Here is a 17,874-nt window from a genome sequence, read left to right on the forward strand (position 1 = left end):
TTTTGCGTTTGTCTCAAAAACGAAAAAAAAGTCTCGTTAAAACGAGACTTTATACAACTTTGGTTGAGGTTAGCCGATGACGGTTATAAACCCTTGGAGGATGATAAGGTTTACGATATCGATAAAGAACGCACCAACTATTGGGACCACCATGAACGCCTGCGGTGAAGGACCAAATCGATTCACAATTGAACCCATGTTCATTACGGCTGTTGGCGTTGCGCCAAGCCCGAAACCACAATGACCGCCAGCAATGACCGCTCCATCGTAGTTCTTGCCCATTACCCTAAATGTCACGTAGTAAGCGAAGAAAGCAAGAACGATAGACTGCACGCCAAGGATGACTAGGAAAGGAATAGCAAGGTCAAAAATATTCCACAGTTGCAGACTCATAAGTGCCATTGCTAAGAAAAGCGACAAAGAAACGGTACCTAGAATATCCACCGTTTCAGCGTCCACTTTATAACTCTTAGTTACCTCACAGATGTTTGTGATGAAGACACCAATAAACAGTGCGTAAACGAAATCTGGAATCATCAACCAAGAGATCTCAAAGGTACTGACCCATTCATGCAGGTACTTCGCACCTGTTACACAAATGAGCAGGATAAATAGAACTTCTACCACCTTCTTGGCGGTAACACGGTCGCGTTCATACTCATTATAAGTTACCAGCTCAGGGAAGCGCTCGTGTGTATCGTTACCACGGCCATATTCTGATTCAAAATCATTCTTATCAATCAGTCGCTGAGCTACGGGGCTACCAATAATACCGCCGATAATTAAACCAAACGTTGCCGATGCCATTGCAATCTCAAGAGTGTTGGCAATACCGTACGTTTCTGTAATGGTTTGCGACCACGCAGCACCCGTACCGTGACCACCAGAAAGGGTAATAGAGCCCGCTATCAGTCCCATCAGAGGCTCTAAGCCAAGCAAACTTGCCAGACCTACGCCAACACTGTTTTGTATCACGATATAGACAGACGCTACGCCCAAGAATATAAAGACTTTGGCACCACCTTTCATAAGCTGTGTGTAGTTTGCCGCCAAACCAACAGTGGCAAAAAACATCAACATAAAGGTTTTCTGCAGTGGGAGTGAGAACTCTAGATTGATGCCGTTAAAGTGCATTACTGTAATGATGATGGCGACAATCAAGCCACCAACGATGGGTTCTGGGATATTGTACTTGCGAAGAACCGGCAACTTACTATTGATTAAGTGCCCAAGAAAAAGAACGCTGATTGCGATCAAAAAAGATTCTAACGTGCCAACAGAGATGGTGTTGTTCATATAACCTCTTTTTTTGCTGTATCGCTCATCTTCCTTAATGAGGTATCGATTCGATATTTTAGTGTAGTAAAAATAGGATAGATGGCGATCAAAGCAAAATCACCAAACGGCCTTGTTTTCTTTATCCACTGCTTTTTGATTACCGAGGAAGCTTCGGCACTTTGACAATCCAGTCTATGTATTTGATAACTGGGTGTTTAGAGGTCTTAAATACACATAATGTGTCTAAGATAAAAAGAGTAACTACACTGATTAAGGCGGCATAGTAGCACAATGCGCTACGTTCGACTAATTTAACTAATAAATACAAATAATAAGGTGAACAACAGTGATACGAACAGCCTCTATCGCACTAACAATGTCTCTGCTGGCAGCAACCTCTGCAAATGCAAAATTTAACGTTAATTACGAGGAACCTGAGTCTAGCGCTGAGCAGTCGGCTCGCCAAGCTATTGAGCAAAGCGGAGCAAACGAACTCGTCGCAGACTTATCGAACCATTACTTCCCGTTCAATAGCGAGCTCACAATTAGCTATGGTGGCGACGATGGCCCTCTTTACGACCCTTCTACTCATACCGTTCACATGCCGTATGCGTTTTACAATGACTCCCTCGAGTATTTCACTAAAAACGACTACGAAAAGCGGTTTGGAAAGCCAGCCAAAGATGGCGCGGTAGATACCTTGCTTCACACTCTTTTGCACGAGGCAGGGCATGCCTATGTCGCCGACCAAGGCATTCCGATTCTTGGTAAAGAGGAAGATGCAGTAGACAACTTTGCCGCGGTCATCATGCTCAACTACGTAGACCAAGGAGCCGATGCGACCATAAGCGCCGCCGATATGTTCGCGTTTGAATCAGATGACAGACCAGACTATTACGACTTTTATGAGTACATCGGTGAACATAGCTTTGATTTACAACGCTATTTTGCCACTTTGTGTTTGGTTTATGGCAGCGATCCTGATGCGCACAAGGATTTACTCGATGAAATCGAAGATGAGTATCGTGATGAACAAAAAGACAAGTGCATCGCAACCTTTGAAGAGATCGATTACAACTGGAAGCAAGTACTAAACATTAAGTCAGAGGAAAATAGCTAATTACTGAGGTGAAAATGTCGACCAAATTGACCCTGTTCTATGATGGGCAATGCCCATTGTGTGTTAAGGAGATGACAGCGCTCAAAAAACACGACAATGAAGACGTTATCAAGCTGGTGGACATTTTCTCTGATGCGTTTCTCGACTACCCCGACATAGACCAAGCGTCCGCCTCTGAACGGTTGCATGCCTATGATAAAAATGGAGCGCTTCTGCTTGGATTGGACGTCACGTATCAAGCATGGAGCTTGGTCGGTCGCGGCCATTGGTACGCATTTACGCGCTGGCCCTTGTTTCGTCCGATTTGTGATTGGGTATACATCAAGTTTGCCAGAAACCGCTACACAATTTCTGGCATTCTTACCGGAAAGAAACGCTGCGACCGCTGTCGAATAGAATAAGCCGAATATAACAAAAAGCGGCGAGCGACTTCAGCGCTCGCCATTTACACTGTAAAGATTATTTTTCAGCGTCTTGTCGTACCGCTTTAAAGAGCACGGACGTATCTGAGCGCCCTTCCCCATCTGCTGACAACTGCTTGTAGCGCTCAATGGACTGCTCTGTTAGCGGTAGCGTTATGCCTTGCTTTTCCGCTTCATCTAAACAGAAACCCAGGTCTTTTATCATCCAATCGATCGCAAAGCCAAAGTCGTATTTGTCTTGGTCCATGGTCTTGGCACGGTTTTCCATCTGCCAAGAACCTGCGGCACCATTCTTTAAGCAATCGACAAGGGCAGGGATATCCAGTCCGCTTTTTTGAGCGAGCAATAGACCTTCGGACAGACCCGTCAACACGCCAGCAATACACACTTGGTTTACCATCTTAGCGCGTTGCCCTTGGCCAACAGTACCCATCAGCACTGACGATTTCCCGTACGCACCAAACACAGATTGTAAGTCATTGAATACGGCTTCATCACCGCCACACATAATAGTCAGTACACCATTCTCAGCACCGGCTTGCCCTCCAGATACTGGCGCATCCATAAAGCGAATCCCAGCTTCCTCACACCCCTTACCAAGCTCTTCGGCTAGGCTTGCAGAGGTAGTGGTATGGTCAACGAGAATCGCGCCCGGCTTCATCGCCGCGATAGCACCTTGCTCAGCCGTCGTCATCTGACGCACATCATCGTCATTACCGACACAAACGGCGACCACATCTGCGTCTTTCACACACTCAGCCATGGTTTCTGCGTATTGACCTGCGTATTCATTGGCCCAGCGCTGCGCTTTCTCTGCCGTACGGTTAAAAACGCTGACGTCAAAACCCGCTTTGACTAGATGCCCTGCCATCGGGTATCCCATAACGCCCAGTCCAATAAAACTTACTTTCATGTCGGCTCCTAGTTGCTTGTGTTTGGATTTACCGCCGCATCCATATTTTGAGCGGTCGCTAATATCGCTTCCACCAAGGCTTTTACGGCTTTAGGTTGGTATTTTCTATCTTTGTACACCAAAAACGCTTGGCGGTCACTACGATAGTACTCAGGTAGAATATGAATCAAATTTGAGTTGCTTGCCGCGTGACGTAGCGGCAGTGAAGCCACACCTAGACCTCGACCAACCGAATCAACCAGCGCCTGAATATCATTAACGATCAACCGTGGTTTAAGGTTGATGGTATCTACCTCTTTTCCTTGCTGGTAGACCACAATCTCGCGACTATCGTCGATCGCAAGCCAATCAGCACATTTGAGCTTTTCGAGATCATCAATAATAGGGTTAGAACTGAGGTATTCTTTACTCGCAAAGAAACCATGCTTCGCTGTAAATAGTGGTCGTGCGATCAACTCATCCATTTCTGAAGTGTCGAAGGTTATAAGGAGCTCTCGATCCGTTTTAGGCTTGGCTTGATCGTGGTTTAACGCGAGATCCACATGCACCTTGGGATAGGATTTCAAGTATTCCTCGACGACAGGTGCGATAAATGCGTGGTAAAAGCTATGTGGTACCGCTAACCGGACGTGACCCGCCACTAAATCCGTTTTCTCGGTAATATTGTTGAGCCCTATCTCGACTTGCTCAATTCCACTACTCAGCTGTTCAAATGCCATTCGACCTAGTTCTGTCGGAGCTAACTCACGCCCACGCTTCTCTAGAAGGCGCAGACCGAGCTTTGACTCAAGAGAAGTGATGCGTCTTGATACCGTTGATTGAGGCAAGCCCAAGCTTGCTGCAGCTCTCAATACAGAGCCTTCCTCTACAACCTTGCAGAATAAGTAAACATCATCAATGTATCCAAATATGGAATCCATAATCCTAAATAACCGTATTTTCTCTATATATGACTAGGTTTATACTTTTCTCATCAAAAAGACAACCGAAGGAGACAGATAATGAGTAGAAAACAGTTTTGGTTGACCGCCCTACTATCCTCATTGACCATGGCACTGATGATGTCGGGAATCATCTCGGGATACAAAATGGGATTCAGTGCCGACTGGCCTGAAACGTGGGTAAAGAGTTTTCTAATAGCCTGGCCTTGCGCGCTGCTGTTGAATCTGACGGTACTGCCAAAGATAAGAGCATTCGCAGCTTGGTGCTGCCAGCCTAAAACCATCAAGGGCTAGAAAGCATGATCAAGGCAATTCCTTGATCATGCTTTCGTATTTTGTCTATATGGCGTGGCTTAAACGCTTTGTTTTCACTACGGATAAAGGTTTTGGCTTAGCAAACCAATACCCTTGATACATATCGCAGTTCATCTCTTTCAGCCGCGCGTATTGCTTCTCGCATTCCACACCTTCAGCAACCACATCGTATCCAAATGCATGAGCCATGGTGATGACTGACTCCACTAAGGCATTGTGGGCTAAATCACTGCCCAAGTCGCGAATAAAACTGCGGTCTATCTTTACTTCATCAAGTGGTAACTGTTTGAGCATGGATAAAGACGAATAGCCTGTCCCAAAATCATCCAACGAGATGCGCACACCTGCAGCCTTGAGCGCATTTAATGCCCGCAAACACTGTTCAAAATCATTAAGGGCGATGCTTTCGGTGATCTCGACTGTAAACTGTGCCGGAGAGAGATCATAGGAAAAGATCTTTTGTACGAACTCGATAGCAAAATGAGGGCGAGACAACAGGCTTGAACTGATATTAATCGAGACAGACAGCGCACTGTCTATGCGCTTATCGGCGAGATCTTCACACACCTTGGTCAACACGATCTCACTGAGCTTCACGATCAACCCGGACTCTTCTGCGACACCTATAAAGAGCTGTGGTGAAACGTATTCACCATCCTCGTCCTGCCAACGCGCCAGCGCTTCTACGCCAGTCACAGCCCCACTCTCTTGATCATGTATAGACTGATACCAAACCTCGAGTTTATCATTCGCTAGGACGCGTCGGAGCTTCTGCTCGACACTCAGCAGTTGCTGGCTCTCTCGCTCTAGTTGGGTATCGTAAAGGGCCGCCTTGCGACTCTTAGAGCGCTTAGCGCGATACATAGCGATATCGGCCTTTTTGACCAACTCTTCTGCAGAGACCGCATCAAACGGATAGAACGCTATACCAAGGCTTCCCTGAGTGTTGAACTCATTATCTCCAACACAAAACGGCTTCTCTACCGCGCGAAGTATGCGACTAGCAAGCTCTAAAGCTTGACCTGATGTCTCGACATCGCACATCAAAAGAAATTCGTCACCACCAAAACGGGCAATGAGGTCATTCTTGCGTACCACCTGATTGAGCTGTTTTGATACGTGCAGCAACAACGCATCTCCGACATCGTGACCATAGGTATCATTCACAAACTTGAAGCGATTGAGGTCCATCAACATCAAAGCGAGCGGCTGTTCATTCTTATCGCGAATATGCGCCTTCAAACGCTCAGTCATCATACGTCGATTCGCAAGTCCCGTGAGCGGATCATGGTAGGCAAGCTGGCGAATCTTATCGGCGGAACGTTTTTGCTCTGTAATATCCGTCATTGCCCCTAAAAAGCGCACCGGACGACCAAATTTATCTTTGATAACACGCCCGGTAGAAGAGAGCCAAACGTAGACCCCGTCCGTTCTGCGCAGTCTAAACTGCGATTTGAATGGCGTTTCAATATCAAGATGGGCGAGGAGTTGATTTTCAAGTTTGCTAAGATCATCCGGATGAACCAAGTCAAAAAAGCACTGACTGGTCAACGTTGTCGAGTCTCCATCACTGAGCTTAAGAATATCATTCCAACGACTACTCCAAACGAGCTCATCAGAGATCAGATCCCAATCCCAAATCACATCGTTCGAAGAGTGGCTGACAACTTGTAATTGATTAGCCAGATCCGTAGATACTTGCGCTCGACTCTGTGAGCTGTGCAGGAGAAGATCACGCTCCAAAAACAGCGCTAGCATATCCAAATAGTTGTTATAGCTAGAGATCTTCGCTAGATCTGGCGTCTCTTCGATGGGTTCAACAACCGCCATCACTTCAGTATGCCGATCATGCCTATCGGTCACACACAATAGCGTCATAACAAAGGCTTCTGGAAAGGTATACAAAGAGCTCTGCGGAAACGCTTCGGTAGGGAAGTGGATTCCCTGGTCAGAATGGTAAAGCTGACGTCCATTGGTGTGTGAGTGGGCAGTAATACAACTCTCTGAATTGGCTTTCACACCACAAACCGCCCAAGCCACTGAGGTGTCAAATAAACAGCTGGCATTCACAATCGATGAAAAGCCCGATTGACCTTGAGAATATAAGGTCTCATGCAGCTCTGCTGGTGATCGCTCAGTATGGCTAAGTAGCTGTTTTCGTATACCAAACTCAGGATTAGTTGACGAAGAATCCGAACCACAAGAGTCTCGAACTACCATCAACTGCTCAATCGAACAAACGTCACTAGAGTAGGGAGCGCCCGCAATTCTTGCCATTAGTCGCTCTGCTGCCGCTATCGATAAACGCTCTAATTGCTGATCCACAGTGGTGAGCTTTGGCTCAGTTCTCTCTCCCATGAAGATATTGTCAATGCCAACCACGGCAACTTGCTTAGGCACAGAGATACCATTTTCGCCAAGCCGCTCCATCAAACCCACCGCGATATGGTCAGTGGCACAGATAATTGCCGTACAAGGTGAACCGTGATTCCAATAACGTTCATAAGCTTCACGCCCACCTTGCAGCGCGTTACTGCTAACGTTGAGTATTTGCGTACGTCCAATGACCCTACCATGCGATTCTGCTCGCGCCTGAAACGCCTTGAATCGCATTCTAACGTCATTAACCGACAAATCCCCACAGAACCCTATATTAGAATGCCCCAGAGAAGTAAGGTGGTCATACAACGCACATACGCCACTTTTTTGGTCACTCGAGAATGATTCTACAGCCAAAGGAGCGTAGCTAGCTGCTATAGAGACGACAGGAATACCCTTTGCTACCGCTTGCTCTACCAAAGAATTGGCGGCAGCGTGCAGTACTATGATTAAGCCATCGACATGGTCTAACGCGAACGGTAAATCAAAATCACGTTTGTGTCCTACACGGTAAAAGATAAGGTTTACGCCCTTATCGGCACCATACGCTCTTAGGGTACTGGTGATCTCTCCCATGTAAAAACCGCTCAACATCGGCAAAATGACACCTATTGCTGGCTTGCGATCGTGACGAGCCAACACGTTGTGACCACCGTTGATCATAGTGTTTATCCTGTCCATTTTATTAAGGTAGCTTTCCGCTTTATTAGCCTATTGTCTGACTATTAGTACAGTAAGAAATTTCTTGCGCATGGTGCAGAAGAAGTTGATAAAAGTGTTAGCAACAACACATTCGGTAGAGGGGAGATGCTGGGAAATTTGACCAAGATAGCGATACCAAAAAGAGCCAACATACGTTGGCTCTTTATTAATCATTCATTAGGGGTGAAACCTAATTATTGCTCTGCGTTGTGATAGACCTGTTGTACATCATCACAGTCATCAAGCATGTCTAGGAACTTCTGAAACTTCTCAGAATCTTCACCAGCAATCGCCGTATGTGTCTGTGGTACGAAGGTGATTTCTTCAACGTCTAGCGTTAAATCTGGGTACTCTGCGTTTAACGCTGTTTTCGCTTTGAAGAACTCAGTGTTAGGTGCGAACACTGTAATTACGCCGTCTTCAAGCTCAATATCAGTAACATCAACGTCTGCCATCATTAGCGCTTCAAGTACTGACTCTTCGTCTTCACCCTTGAACTGGAATACCGCTTGGTGATCAAACATGTGCGCAACGGTGCCTGGGCTACCAATTTTCGCGCCTGTTTTAACAAAGCATTGACGAACATCTTGGAACGTACGGTTGCCGTTGTCTGTTAGACAGTCAACGATCACGCTAACACCACCAGGACCAAAGCCTTCGTAGCGTGCTGGCTGGTAATCTTCACCGCCGCCGCCACTTGCTTTGTCTAGCGCTTTATCGATAACGTGTGCTGGAACTTGATCTTTCTTTGCTTTAGCAATCAAGTGCTTAAGCGATAAGTTCATTTCAGGATCGGCACCACCGTTTTTAGCAGCAACGTAAATCTCTTTACCGTACTTGGAATAAACTTTAATTTTTGCGCCTTGTGTCTTCGCCATCGAGGCTTTGCGCACTTCAAAACTTCTTCCCATTGGGATGTTCTCTCTAATTCAATTTAACGCGGAGGATTTTAGCAAATCGTCGCCACAATTCAATTCTAAGCCACGATGGGACTGTTACATCACGCCCATCATCTTCTTGTATTTGTCGACACACGCTTCAAACCATGCCTTCTCAGTCTCATCTTGGATTCGTTCTAGCTGCTCGCGAATCGCTTCTGGACCGGCTTTCGCTTCCCTCATTTGCCAAACGACAAAGGAAGCCTGTTTATCTAGCTCTACCTTGTTTTTTTCTGAAGGGGGAAGCAATGAAAGATTGTATGACATGGTTCTTTATCGGTTAGTGTTGGCAAGGCTACCGAATATATCACCGTTAGAGTCTCAAACTCAAATGAAAGCCGCTGTCGGCTTCGGAAGGATGTACAAGGCGCAAAAATACTAAGGGTGGCATACGCCACCCTACTGTTTACTCCATCTCAGCGTATCGCTGATTAGTGAATTAACCCCAACTCTTTTGCTTCTTCGAGGGTTAGACCACTTTCTCTGATTTCACGTAATGCTTCAATGCGACGTCTTGCTTCCGCTGATTTAGCTTGTTTAGCAGGACGGGTTTCCTCTTGTATCTCTTCAGAGTGATCCCACTTGTTTGTAATGGATGTCATTTGGTCATGGTCGATTGAATTAATGGACATTGTTACCTCCTGAAAGAACCATGTCTGGACACCTAATCTGTAGCAAACGACAAAATTGTTGTTAAGAAAAACTGAGTCAGAATGTGATTGGGATGGAAATTCTAAACAGAAGTCTCGGGAAGGAGTTTATAAACTTTGAAATTCGATTTTTGTGGCATTACATTTAGGGGATTCCGCCTCGAAAAAGTAACTTGATCGAGATCTACTTTTCTCTCTCTTTCCCTTATCAACATTGGCTTACAGCCAAATGCGTATGCATTCATATCGACGAATTTTTGACAAAAAAAAGCGAGTCCAAAAGAACTCGCCAAAAAATATATCAGAATGAATGTAACAATATGAGCCAATCTACTTATTTCATTAGAAAGGACAAAAGGTTGTCTATTCGGGATAAATAATAGCCAGCGAACCTGGCTATTATGTCAGTGGACTGTCAGCGTTATGTGTTAATACCAACAAATCCCCGCATGCTATGTAAAAAGATATTACAGAGCGTGTCAGTCACTAAACGGACACCTCATCAAGTACACGGAACACTGACTCATCAATATGGCCCTCATAGACTTGCTTACACACCTTCTTACGCACTGCTAGCGCGGAAATGAGACGTTCAATAGACAGGTGTTTGTTTTCTTGTCGAGAGTTATACAGCTCAACGACCTGACTTAGAACCTCATAAGGAATGACATCGCCATCAACACGAAGCCAATCGAGCTTCTCCATGAGCTCAGAACACTCTTGTTTGATAGATGCAACAGAATGCCCTGTCATAGCAGACAACGCCGTTATACCGCGTTCTAGGGCCTCTGGTGAGGTATATTTGGATAACGTAATGGTAATTTCGTCAGCATTGATCTCAACCAAGTGCTTTCTTTGCTTCACTCGACGTCCCAAATTCCCACGTGGGGAAGGCGCTTTACGCTGGATCGGCTCAAACTCGCCATCAATGATCGTCGACAGTTCATCCAGTTGTTTGCGTGTGACCAGCTCGTTGCGCAGTGGGTTCGGTAGAGTAGGCGCCATATTGCGTTTACCTGCATTGGTCGTTCTGGCGCGAGAGTAGCGCAGTACCTCTTCAACGTCACAACGGATATCAACTTGATAGTCAGGTAACTTGGCATCAGGGTCCATACAGTTCAATGTCAGATGATAACCCCAAAGATTGACATCGAATTGAGTCGGAGACGTCACGCTCTCAGCCAGGTTTTTAAGTTCACGCAATAGATCCATCGAAAAACGGCGCCACTCGATATTTCTCGCTAGCTTCTGATTAAGATCAGACAACAGCAAAGAATCTGTGTGACGACGAGCCATTCGGCTACGGAAGTACGAGTACAACTGGAAGACCAAGGTATGCTGTTTTAGGATCTCTGGTGGGAACAGGAAGAAATAGTCTCTTGTTAAAAGCTCTTCGTAGAACGATGGCTCCCATACCAAAATGTAGAGATTGGGTTTGATCTTGATCTCACCATCAGCACCTTCACGAGGCGCTTCTTCTGAGGCGGTGATCGTTCTTGCTAAAAATCGAAAACGATCACTTTTGAAGCCTTCAGGCATATTTTCACTAAGCCAACGACCTGTTAGCTCATGTAATTGAAAGTCTGTAAATTCAATTCGATCAATGCTGTCACGAATAGAGTCTCGAGCCGGGCCACTGTCCTTCTTGCCACGCAGAGACAGTATGTCTGTGATATACAAAGGTGTCTTATTGGGCACCTGTTTGGCGTCCAAATGATACTCTTCATGATGATGATCGTGGTATTGGACCGTTAGGGTAAATAACGCGAACAGCGTCATCAGATCATCGACCGTCATAATATTTTTTGACGAGCGAGTTTCAATAACGGCTTTCGTCCCTGAGATCGATACCATGGATTTTTGGTAACTCTTGCGAGTGCGAGGTGGTGCAAGCGCTTGGTCGATAATACCAGCCCAGTTTGTTGGCGATACCACGAACTGGTCTGCTTCGTCACGCATGGCTGGTGGCGTATACAAACCATGTTCGTTTAGCAAACGTTTGTTCACTTGAGTTTGAGCTAACGCTTTAGATTTCTTCTGTTTTTCAGATTGTTTCACCGATTCGGTGACCAAACTCGTAGCGCCCAAAACGGACACAAGTTGATTCGGGTTAACAAAGCGATGCAGCATCGTCTTTCCCGCTAATCCCTCTTCAAATTTGACACCGTGCTGGCTAAATAGTCCGATATTGACTGCGGCTCTTAAGCGTTGCTGAATGGCCGCTCGAGTCAATTTTCCATCGGTAGCATCAATTAACTCGGTTGTTGATACATAGCCGTCTTTAGAACTGAAACCACGCAGTGAAATAAGATTCAAAAGCTCAAGAATGCTTTTGGTTACCCCTTTAAAGTGCTGATATTGTTCTATCCAATCAACGGATGTTTCCGTCACTTCAAAAAGGTGTCCGCCTTTGTGATCCCTAGGGGATCGGATCTGGATTTTTTCTTCACTGCTCATGGTTGGATCTAGATCACACTATCCGTAAAATCGACATTGTTCCATAGAGTAATGAAATTTAGATCATAAATAAAGCGCTATTTATATTGTTAGATAAAAAACTGATCTTAATGATTAAACTGATCTTAAATGATTAAGTGATCATATGATCTGGAAAATTTTCTTCTTGTAAGTATTTGATATATAAAATATTGATAAGAGCGCACTTCGGAAGGATGATCATAGCATTAACGAAACGATGATCATCATTTTTTGAAAGCATGATCAAAGGCTATCGAATGAATGATCATGACGGTATAGAAAGCGTGATCATCATTGCTGCGGATCGATGATCAAGAATTAGATACAAGTTATCCACAGAAAAAGTAGAAAAGCTGTGTGTATCATGCCTTACCTCTCAGCAAGATAGGCGTCATTTTCCACGAAAGCATGATCAAGGTAACTCATTTTGCTTATGATTTCGTCATTTAGAACAAGAAAAAGTCATGTTTTTGCTATAGGTTTTTGTCGCAAGGAAAATACGTCCACTGGCGCTCTTTTACAAACAGGCGGAACGATGATCAAGAAACCTGCCCTTTTTCGCCAATGTGAATCGCTCTGCAGCGGTTTGATACTTAAATCCGCTTTGATCCCAGTATTCGTGGGACTTGAGCCGTAATTTAGCTAGATATTTACATGCTTCCGGAAGGTTTTGTCTCTTGATCATTGTTCCGAGAGTTTTGATCTGAAGTGCACTCAAGTTTAGCTTGCCGGTTAATAGCTATGAACCTTGATCATGCTTTCACAATCACCGTTGGTCCCGAAACAATGATCATGGTGTTTCCTTGATCATCGTTCCTGAGTAGGTGAATTGCTTGCAAAGTTGAAAGTTGAATCCAAGGTGGCCGCGTTTAAATAGAGATATATCGGTCATTGGGATGAATCAAAGTCACACTATCCGTAATTTATCCGTCTTTCAGTATCGTTCCGGGAATAGTTAACTTTACATTGTAAATGAGTGACGCGGTAACACTTTTAAAGTAGTAAGTTATAAGCATAGAAATTGGTGCTTTTTGAAAACACTTTGCGCAAATATTCATCATAGAGCTAGATATTGGTCAAATTAATGCAAATAATCTCAGTAGATGTATGGACAGCTTTTTTGTGAGAATGTACGATATTGCTGTACATAAATAAATAGGTTACTTGGTTGGAACTAGGTATGAAAAGAGAACAAACAATAGATAATCTCTACCAGCTTGCTGAGCAAACTCAGCAAGTTCAAGCTGATCGTATTGAAATCGTATTGGAAGAACGTAGTGATGACCACTTCCCCGCGATGTCAAAAGCCATGATGGAAACACGATCAGGACTTACTCGCCGAAAATTGGATGATGCAATCAGTAAAATGGAAGAGGGGGGGCATCAGTTTACTAAAAACAATGCCAACCATTATTCTATTTCTCTTCAAGAAGCCCACATGCTAATGGATGCTGCAGGTGTGCCTAAGTTTCATGAACGCAAGCAGAGCGCTAACAATAAGCCGTGGATTATCAACGTACAAAACCAGAAAGGCGGTACAGGTAAGTCAATGAGTGCGGTACATCTTGCAGCTTGTTTGGCACTCAATCTAGATAAACGCTACCGCATTTGTCTTATCGACCTAGATCCTCAGGGGTCACTTCGTTTGTTCTTAAACCCACAAATTAGTGTCGCGGATCACGAGAACATTTATTCTGCGGTTGATGTTATGCTAGAAAACGTGCCTGAAGGGACCGATATCGACATCGATTTCTTACGTCATAACGTCCTACTACCAACCCAGTACCCGAATTTGAAGACGGTGTCTGCATTCCCTGAAGATGCGATGTTCAACGCTGAAGCGTGGCAAAACCTGTCTCAAAACCAATCTCTTGATATTGTTAAGCTATTAAAAGAGAAGCTAATCGACAAAATTGCCGATGACTTTGACGTCATCATGATAGATACAGGTCCTCACGTTGACCCATTGGTTTGGAATGCAATGTACGCTTCAAATGCACTACTTATTCCGTGTGCAGCAAAGCGTCTTGACTGGGCATCAACGGTTAACTTCTTCCAACATTTGCCGACTGTTTATGAGATGTTCCCTGAAGATTGGAAAGGTCTTGAGTTCGTTCGACTGATGCCAACGATGTTTGAAGACGACAACAAAAAGCAAGTCTCTGTATTGACGGAAATGAACTACCTCCTTGGTGATCAGGTGATGATGGCGACGATTCCACGAAGCCGTGCTTTCGAAACCTGTGCTGATACCTACAGTACTGTTTTCGATTTAACCGCATCTGATTTCGAAGGTGGCAAGAAAACTTTGGCTGTTGCTCAAGACGCTGTTCAAAAAAGTGCACTAGAGTTAGAACGAGTACTGCACAGCAACTGGTCTTCACTGAATCAAGGGTAACGTGACAAATGGCAATTAAAACTTCAGAACTAAATGCAAAACTGTTTGGCAAAGCCAACAAACGACGCGCGACCACACCTCAAGAAGCGCAAACTGCAGCGAAAGAACAGGCTCAGGTTATTGAACTTTCTGTAGCGGGCGAAGAGCTTGTGTCGTTTGAACTGGTTCGTATTCCTGCTAACCAGGTTGAATCTAAGACGTTTGTTTTTCAAGAGAACGCGCGTGAGCAATCTTTTTTGAACGAGCACGCTCTATCGGATGTTTTGGCTACGCTTCGTGAAAAGGGACAACAATACCCAGCAGTTGGTCGTCGTCAGGCTGATGGTACTATCGAGGTTCTTGATGGTAGTCGTCGTCGTATGTCGTGTATCCTAGCGCAAAAAGAGTTTTTGATTTACGTTGCGGAAAACATCAACTCAGAACATGCCAAGTTCTTGTCTGACGTAGCAAATGCGCATAAGCCACTGTCTCTTTACGAGAAAGGCAAAGAGATGCTGGCTAAATTAGAAAGTGGTGAAGCCGAAGACCAAAAGGCGTTAGCTAAGATGTTCCAGTGCAGTGAAGCGTTAGTCAGTGGCGCTTTGAAAGCGGCAGATCTGCCGTTACCACTATTACAAGCTTACCCAAACGTGAGTGACTTAGGGCGTCCAACCATTGTTCGTCTTCACAAGCAGTTCTGCGAGCTAGACAAGGATAACCAAGTAAAACTCATTGAACGTTGCCAGGATTCAGAAGGCTACGTTTGGCAGAATAGCCAAGCGCAGGGGGTCGCACGGATTACCAAAGAAGTCTCTGAAACTCTTGAGGCTTGGATGCATGAACTCGCACCACCTAAGCGCGCAAAAGTTAGCAAGATTGACTTGGTGAAAGGGCGCGCTAGCTACACGAGAAAAGGTCCAAATCTGGCGATCAATCTTAAAAAGGTTGATGACAAGACGATGGAAGAAATTCTCGAGTTCTTGAAAGACAAAATGCAATAAACATTGCACGTTTCGCATAGCAAATACCTCGCATCAGCGGGGTATTTTTTTATGTTAATATTGGTATAAGTCTTCCACTATGATGCGTTTATGCCAAACCAATCGAATACATCTTTGCTAGAGTCGCAGTTGAGCGCGATAGTTAGCCAACGTCATATTGCCGACTCCCTTAACCACCGCGCGACTGTCGTCTTGAGAGGAGAGGGGAGTTGGCAAAATAGCTTAGTGTCCACTTTAGTCAGTAATACTAATCTTGAATCAGAGTCCTGCTTCTACATAGGAAAGCATTCAATTGATGGTTTCACATGTCTTCCGGCGAATCAAGGCAAGCGTATTCTTGGCCGAGATTCTAAGTTACTCATTGTCGACTGTGATAGTGACTTCGATGCCAACAGTTTTAATGCCGCGGTTGGGACGCTGGTCGGCGGTGGTTTGCTAATCATCTTAATAAGCGGCGATTTATCAGCGAACACTTGGTTGCAATCAGCATTACAAAAACTGCCCGTCATCGAGCAAGACAGTGCTGATATGAAGAATAGCTCAGAGTATTGGAGTACCGAAGAAGCTGAGTCTGGCACTAAAACCAATCTTTATATTGAGCAAGAACTCGCAATTGACCATATTCAACAAGTCCTGACAGGACATCGTAAACGTCCATTTGTCATGACCGCCGATAGAGGGCGAGGTAAAAGCAGTGCGTTGGGTATCGCTGCAGCGAGACTTGCATCGATAAGACCATTAGACGTAATTATTACCGCACCAAACAAAGCCGCTGTAGCTTCTGCCATTTCTCATTTTGAATCTGAGTTAGAAAAGTCCGATATCGATAGCTCGACAGTATTGCTTAACTTTATTGCACCTGATGAGCTGCTAAACACGCTACCAAGTTGTGATTTGTTGTTTGTCGATGAAGCGGCGGCCATTCCCATTCCTATGCTTAAACAGATTGTCGACTGCTACCATCGTCTAGTGATAAGTACCACCATTTATGGTTATGAAGGTTGTGGTCGTGGGTTCAGTCTGAAGTTTCTACCTTGGCTATTGGAGAACAGAAAAGGTTCTCGTACTCTCCATTTGAGTCAACCTATTCGCTGGAATGTCGACGACCCATTAGAACATTGGTCAAAAGAGACGTTTTTGTTGAATGCCGAGTTGAGCGAATTGCCAGATGCATTGTCTGGCGAACGTATTCATGAGACAGAACTTCACTGGGAGCTACTGAATAAAGACAAGGTAATGCAAGAGGTAGCCACATTGTCGAGTGCATTTGCTTTGTTGGTGAATGCTCATTACCAAACCTCTCCAAATGACTTAATGCTGTTGCTCAATAACCCCAACATGAGTTTGTACACTATTAAACATCGAGATTTGGTGGTTGGTAGCGTGCTTGTGAATAGAGAAGGGCAGTTGGAAGGTGAGCTCATTGAACGTATCTATCTAGGAAAGTCTCGTCCCGCAGGTCACCTCGTACCGGTAGAGCTGTGCAACCATTTGGCGTTGGAAGCTCCTGCACTACAAAGCTGTGCTCGAGTGATGCGAATAGCGGTGCACCCACTTTTGCAGGGGCAAGGTATTGGTAGTTCAATGTTGACCCGATTACGCGAAAGCCTATGCAGAGAGGTTGATTACTTAGCAACAACATTTGGTGCGACGAATGAGCTTGTTCAGTTCTGGAGTCAAAACCATTTTTCTGCTGTTCGTTTAGGTAGCTCACGAGACAAGGCGAGCGGTACCTATAGCGCGACATTTATTTCTCCAATTTCAGACCAAAGCAATGAATGGTATGAGCAGGCTTTTGACCTCTATCGGCAGTCGTTGCCTTTCTGGCTTCGTTCATCGGCAAAAGCGCTTTCTCCAGAGTTGGCGGGTTTGTTGCTATCTCAGTCTATCAACCATGAAGAAGCTGCGTGCATCCATCCTCTCGTCATTAACTACACAGAGGGTGGTAATGCCTTCAACACAGTTCGCCCGTTTCTGTTGCCACTGCTTCAATGCAATGAGCAAGAGATAAATGAGCAGCTTCCTTTGCTAGTAGTGGCCGTCATAGCTCAAGAATGGGATTGGGAGCAGGCTGCAAAGCACTTTGGCTTTACTGGAAGAAAACAAACAGAGCAGGCTTTTCGTCAACAACTAAAACAGCTCATTGAACGTTTACAGTGTAAATAGTCTCTTTCCCTGATTTACACTGTAAAGCTGCCTATGCTTTTACAGTGTAAATTGCCTCTCTATTTTTACAGTGTAAATCGACAAGACCTTGTTGATGACTGCTGGACATACCGAACAATGTTTCTCCTACGACGTTCAAACTATTGAACTAATTACCGTGAGCGCCCCCGTAGTTTTAGAAAACTCATGTAGTC

Annotated in this window: 14 protein-coding genes; 6 read left to right on the forward strand and 8 right to left on the reverse strand. The window is 44.9% G+C overall.

What is annotated here, in order from left to right; genetic code table 11:
- Nucleotides 1–69: 69 nt before the first annotated feature.
- Nucleotides 70–1,296, reverse strand: a complete 1,227-nt coding sequence (gene gltS / locus AC6I8Y_RS22700; protein ID WP_252015952.1) for a sodium/glutamate symporter — start codon at nucleotides 1,294–1,296, stop codon at nucleotides 70–72.
- A gap of 358 nt (nucleotides 1,297–1,654) precedes the next feature.
- On the opposite strand from gltS, the gene AC6I8Y_RS22705 reads away from it, so the two are divergent.
- Nucleotides 1,655–2,398: a DUF4344 domain-containing metallopeptidase gene (locus AC6I8Y_RS22705; RefSeq protein ID WP_394150470.1), complete on the forward strand. Its 744-nt coding sequence runs from the start codon at nucleotides 1,655–1,657 to the stop codon at nucleotides 2,396–2,398.
- Between the two features lie 14 nt (nucleotides 2,399–2,412).
- Nucleotides 2,413–2,799 (forward strand): thiol-disulfide oxidoreductase DCC family protein, encoded by a 387-nt coding sequence (locus AC6I8Y_RS22710; protein WP_394149714.1) that lies wholly within the window; start codon nucleotides 2,413–2,415, stop codon nucleotides 2,797–2,799.
- A 58-nt stretch (nucleotides 2,800–2,857) separates the two neighbouring features.
- On the opposite strand, the gene AC6I8Y_RS22715 is transcribed toward AC6I8Y_RS22710, so the two are convergent.
- Nucleotides 2,858–3,733 (reverse strand): NAD(P)-dependent oxidoreductase, encoded by an 876-nt coding sequence (locus AC6I8Y_RS22715; protein ID WP_498021806.1) that lies wholly within the window; start codon nucleotides 3,731–3,733, stop codon nucleotides 2,858–2,860.
- An 8-nt stretch (nucleotides 3,734–3,741) separates the two neighbouring features.
- The gene (locus AC6I8Y_RS22720; protein WP_394149717.1) at nucleotides 3,742–4,653 is read right to left on the reverse strand and encodes a LysR family transcriptional regulator; all 912 of its coding nucleotides are present in this window, start codon (nucleotides 4,651–4,653) and stop codon (nucleotides 3,742–3,744) included.
- An 81-nt stretch (nucleotides 4,654–4,734) separates the two neighbouring features.
- Here AC6I8Y_RS22720 and AC6I8Y_RS22725 point away from each other — a divergent pair, with 81 nt between their 5' ends.
- Nucleotides 4,735–4,968: a DUF2798 domain-containing protein gene (locus AC6I8Y_RS22725; protein ID WP_394149718.1), complete on the forward strand. Its 234-nt coding sequence runs from the start codon at nucleotides 4,735–4,737 to the stop codon at nucleotides 4,966–4,968.
- 45 nt (nucleotides 4,969–5,013) lie between these two features.
- Here AC6I8Y_RS22725 and AC6I8Y_RS22730 read toward each other — a convergent pair whose 3' ends face one another.
- From AC6I8Y_RS22730 to AC6I8Y_RS22750, 5 genes are all read right to left on the reverse strand, one after another.
- The gene (locus tag AC6I8Y_RS22730; protein WP_498021807.1) at nucleotides 5,014–8,031 is read right to left on the reverse strand and encodes an EAL domain-containing protein; all 3,018 of its coding nucleotides are present in this window, start codon (nucleotides 8,029–8,031) and stop codon (nucleotides 5,014–5,016) included.
- 233 nt (nucleotides 8,032–8,264) lie between these two features.
- Complete coding sequence (locus AC6I8Y_RS22735) at nucleotides 8,265–8,981, reverse strand: YebC/PmpR family DNA-binding transcriptional regulator (RefSeq protein WP_394149720.1); 717 nt, start codon at nucleotides 8,979–8,981, stop codon at nucleotides 8,265–8,267.
- Nucleotides 8,982–9,065: 84 nt separating this feature from the next.
- Nucleotides 9,066–9,275 (reverse strand): DUF3283 family protein, encoded by a 210-nt coding sequence (locus AC6I8Y_RS22740; RefSeq protein WP_042474997.1) that lies wholly within the window; start codon nucleotides 9,273–9,275, stop codon nucleotides 9,066–9,068.
- A 164-nt stretch (nucleotides 9,276–9,439) separates the two neighbouring features.
- A complete protein-coding gene (locus AC6I8Y_RS22745) occupies nucleotides 9,440–9,640 on the reverse strand; it encodes a PA3496 family putative envelope integrity protein (protein WP_042474993.1) in 201 nt (66 codons plus the stop codon).
- Nucleotides 9,641–10,144: 504 nt separating this feature from the next.
- Nucleotides 10,145–12,115, reverse strand: coding sequence for a replication initiator protein RctB domain-containing protein (locus tag AC6I8Y_RS22750; protein ID WP_394149722.1), 1,971 nt, complete (start codon nucleotides 12,113–12,115; stop codon nucleotides 10,145–10,147).
- Between the two features lie 1,201 nt (nucleotides 12,116–13,316).
- Here AC6I8Y_RS22750 and AC6I8Y_RS22755 point away from each other — a divergent pair.
- The 3 genes from AC6I8Y_RS22755 to AC6I8Y_RS22765 all read left to right on the forward strand — a co-directional run bounded on the left by AC6I8Y_RS22755 (nucleotide 13,317) and on the right by AC6I8Y_RS22765 (nucleotide 17,680).
- On the forward strand, nucleotides 13,317–14,534 hold the full coding sequence (locus AC6I8Y_RS22755) for an AAA family ATPase (RefSeq protein WP_394149724.1): 1,218 nt from the start codon (nucleotides 13,317–13,319) through the stop codon (nucleotides 14,532–14,534).
- Between the two features lie 8 nt (nucleotides 14,535–14,542).
- Nucleotides 14,543–15,514 (forward strand): ParB/RepB/Spo0J family partition protein, encoded by a 972-nt coding sequence (locus tag AC6I8Y_RS22760; protein WP_394149725.1) that lies wholly within the window; start codon nucleotides 14,543–14,545, stop codon nucleotides 15,512–15,514.
- A 90-nt stretch (nucleotides 15,515–15,604) separates the two neighbouring features.
- The gene (locus AC6I8Y_RS22765; RefSeq protein ID WP_394149727.1) at nucleotides 15,605–17,680 is read left to right on the forward strand and encodes a tRNA(Met) cytidine acetyltransferase TmcA domain-containing protein; all 2,076 of its coding nucleotides are present in this window, start codon (nucleotides 15,605–15,607) and stop codon (nucleotides 17,678–17,680) included.
- Nucleotides 17,681–17,874 lie beyond the last annotated feature (194 nt).

This window comes from Vibrio sp. KUL78 (assembly GCF_059725505.1).

Bases quoted from the DNA above. Each gene is read 5' to 3' on its own strand.
- gltS (WP_252015952.1), bottom strand. From the start codon at position 1,296: ATGAACAACACCATCTCTGTTGGCACGTTAGAATCTTTTTTGATCGCA.
- AC6I8Y_RS22705 (WP_394150470.1), top strand. From the start codon at position 1,655: ATGTCTCTGCTGGCAGCAACCTCTGCAAATGCAAAATTTAACGTTAAT.
- AC6I8Y_RS22710 (WP_394149714.1), top strand. From the start codon at position 2,413: ATGTCGACCAAATTGACCCTGTTCTATGATGGGCAATGCCCATTGTGT.
- AC6I8Y_RS22715 (WP_498021806.1), bottom strand. From the start codon at position 3,733: ATGAAAGTAAGTTTTATTGGACTGGGCGTTATGGGATACCCGATGGCA.
- AC6I8Y_RS22720 (WP_394149717.1), bottom strand. From the start codon at position 4,653: ATGGATTCCATATTTGGATACATTGATGATGTTTACTTATTCTGCAAG.
- AC6I8Y_RS22725 (WP_394149718.1), top strand. From the start codon at position 4,735: ATGAGTAGAAAACAGTTTTGGTTGACCGCCCTACTATCCTCATTGACC.
- AC6I8Y_RS22730 (WP_498021807.1), bottom strand. From the start codon at position 8,031: ATGATCAACGGTGGTCACAACGTGTTGGCTCGTCACGATCGCAAGCCA.
- AC6I8Y_RS22735 (WP_394149720.1), bottom strand. From the start codon at position 8,981: ATGGGAAGAAGTTTTGAAGTGCGCAAAGCCTCGATGGCGAAGACACAA.
- AC6I8Y_RS22740 (WP_042474997.1), bottom strand. From the start codon at position 9,275: ATGTCATACAATCTTTCATTGCTTCCCCCTTCAGAAAAAAACAAGGTA.
- AC6I8Y_RS22745 (WP_042474993.1), bottom strand. From the start codon at position 9,640: ATGTCCATTAATTCAATCGACCATGACCAAATGACATCCATTACAAAC.
- AC6I8Y_RS22750 (WP_394149722.1), bottom strand. From the start codon at position 12,115: ATGAGCAGTGAAGAAAAAATCCAGATCCGATCCCCTAGGGATCACAAA.
- AC6I8Y_RS22755 (WP_394149724.1), top strand. From the start codon at position 13,317: ATGAAAAGAGAACAAACAATAGATAATCTCTACCAGCTTGCTGAGCAA.
- AC6I8Y_RS22760 (WP_394149725.1), top strand. From the start codon at position 14,543: ATGGCAATTAAAACTTCAGAACTAAATGCAAAACTGTTTGGCAAAGCC.
- AC6I8Y_RS22765 (WP_394149727.1), top strand. From the start codon at position 15,605: ATGCCAAACCAATCGAATACATCTTTGCTAGAGTCGCAGTTGAGCGCG.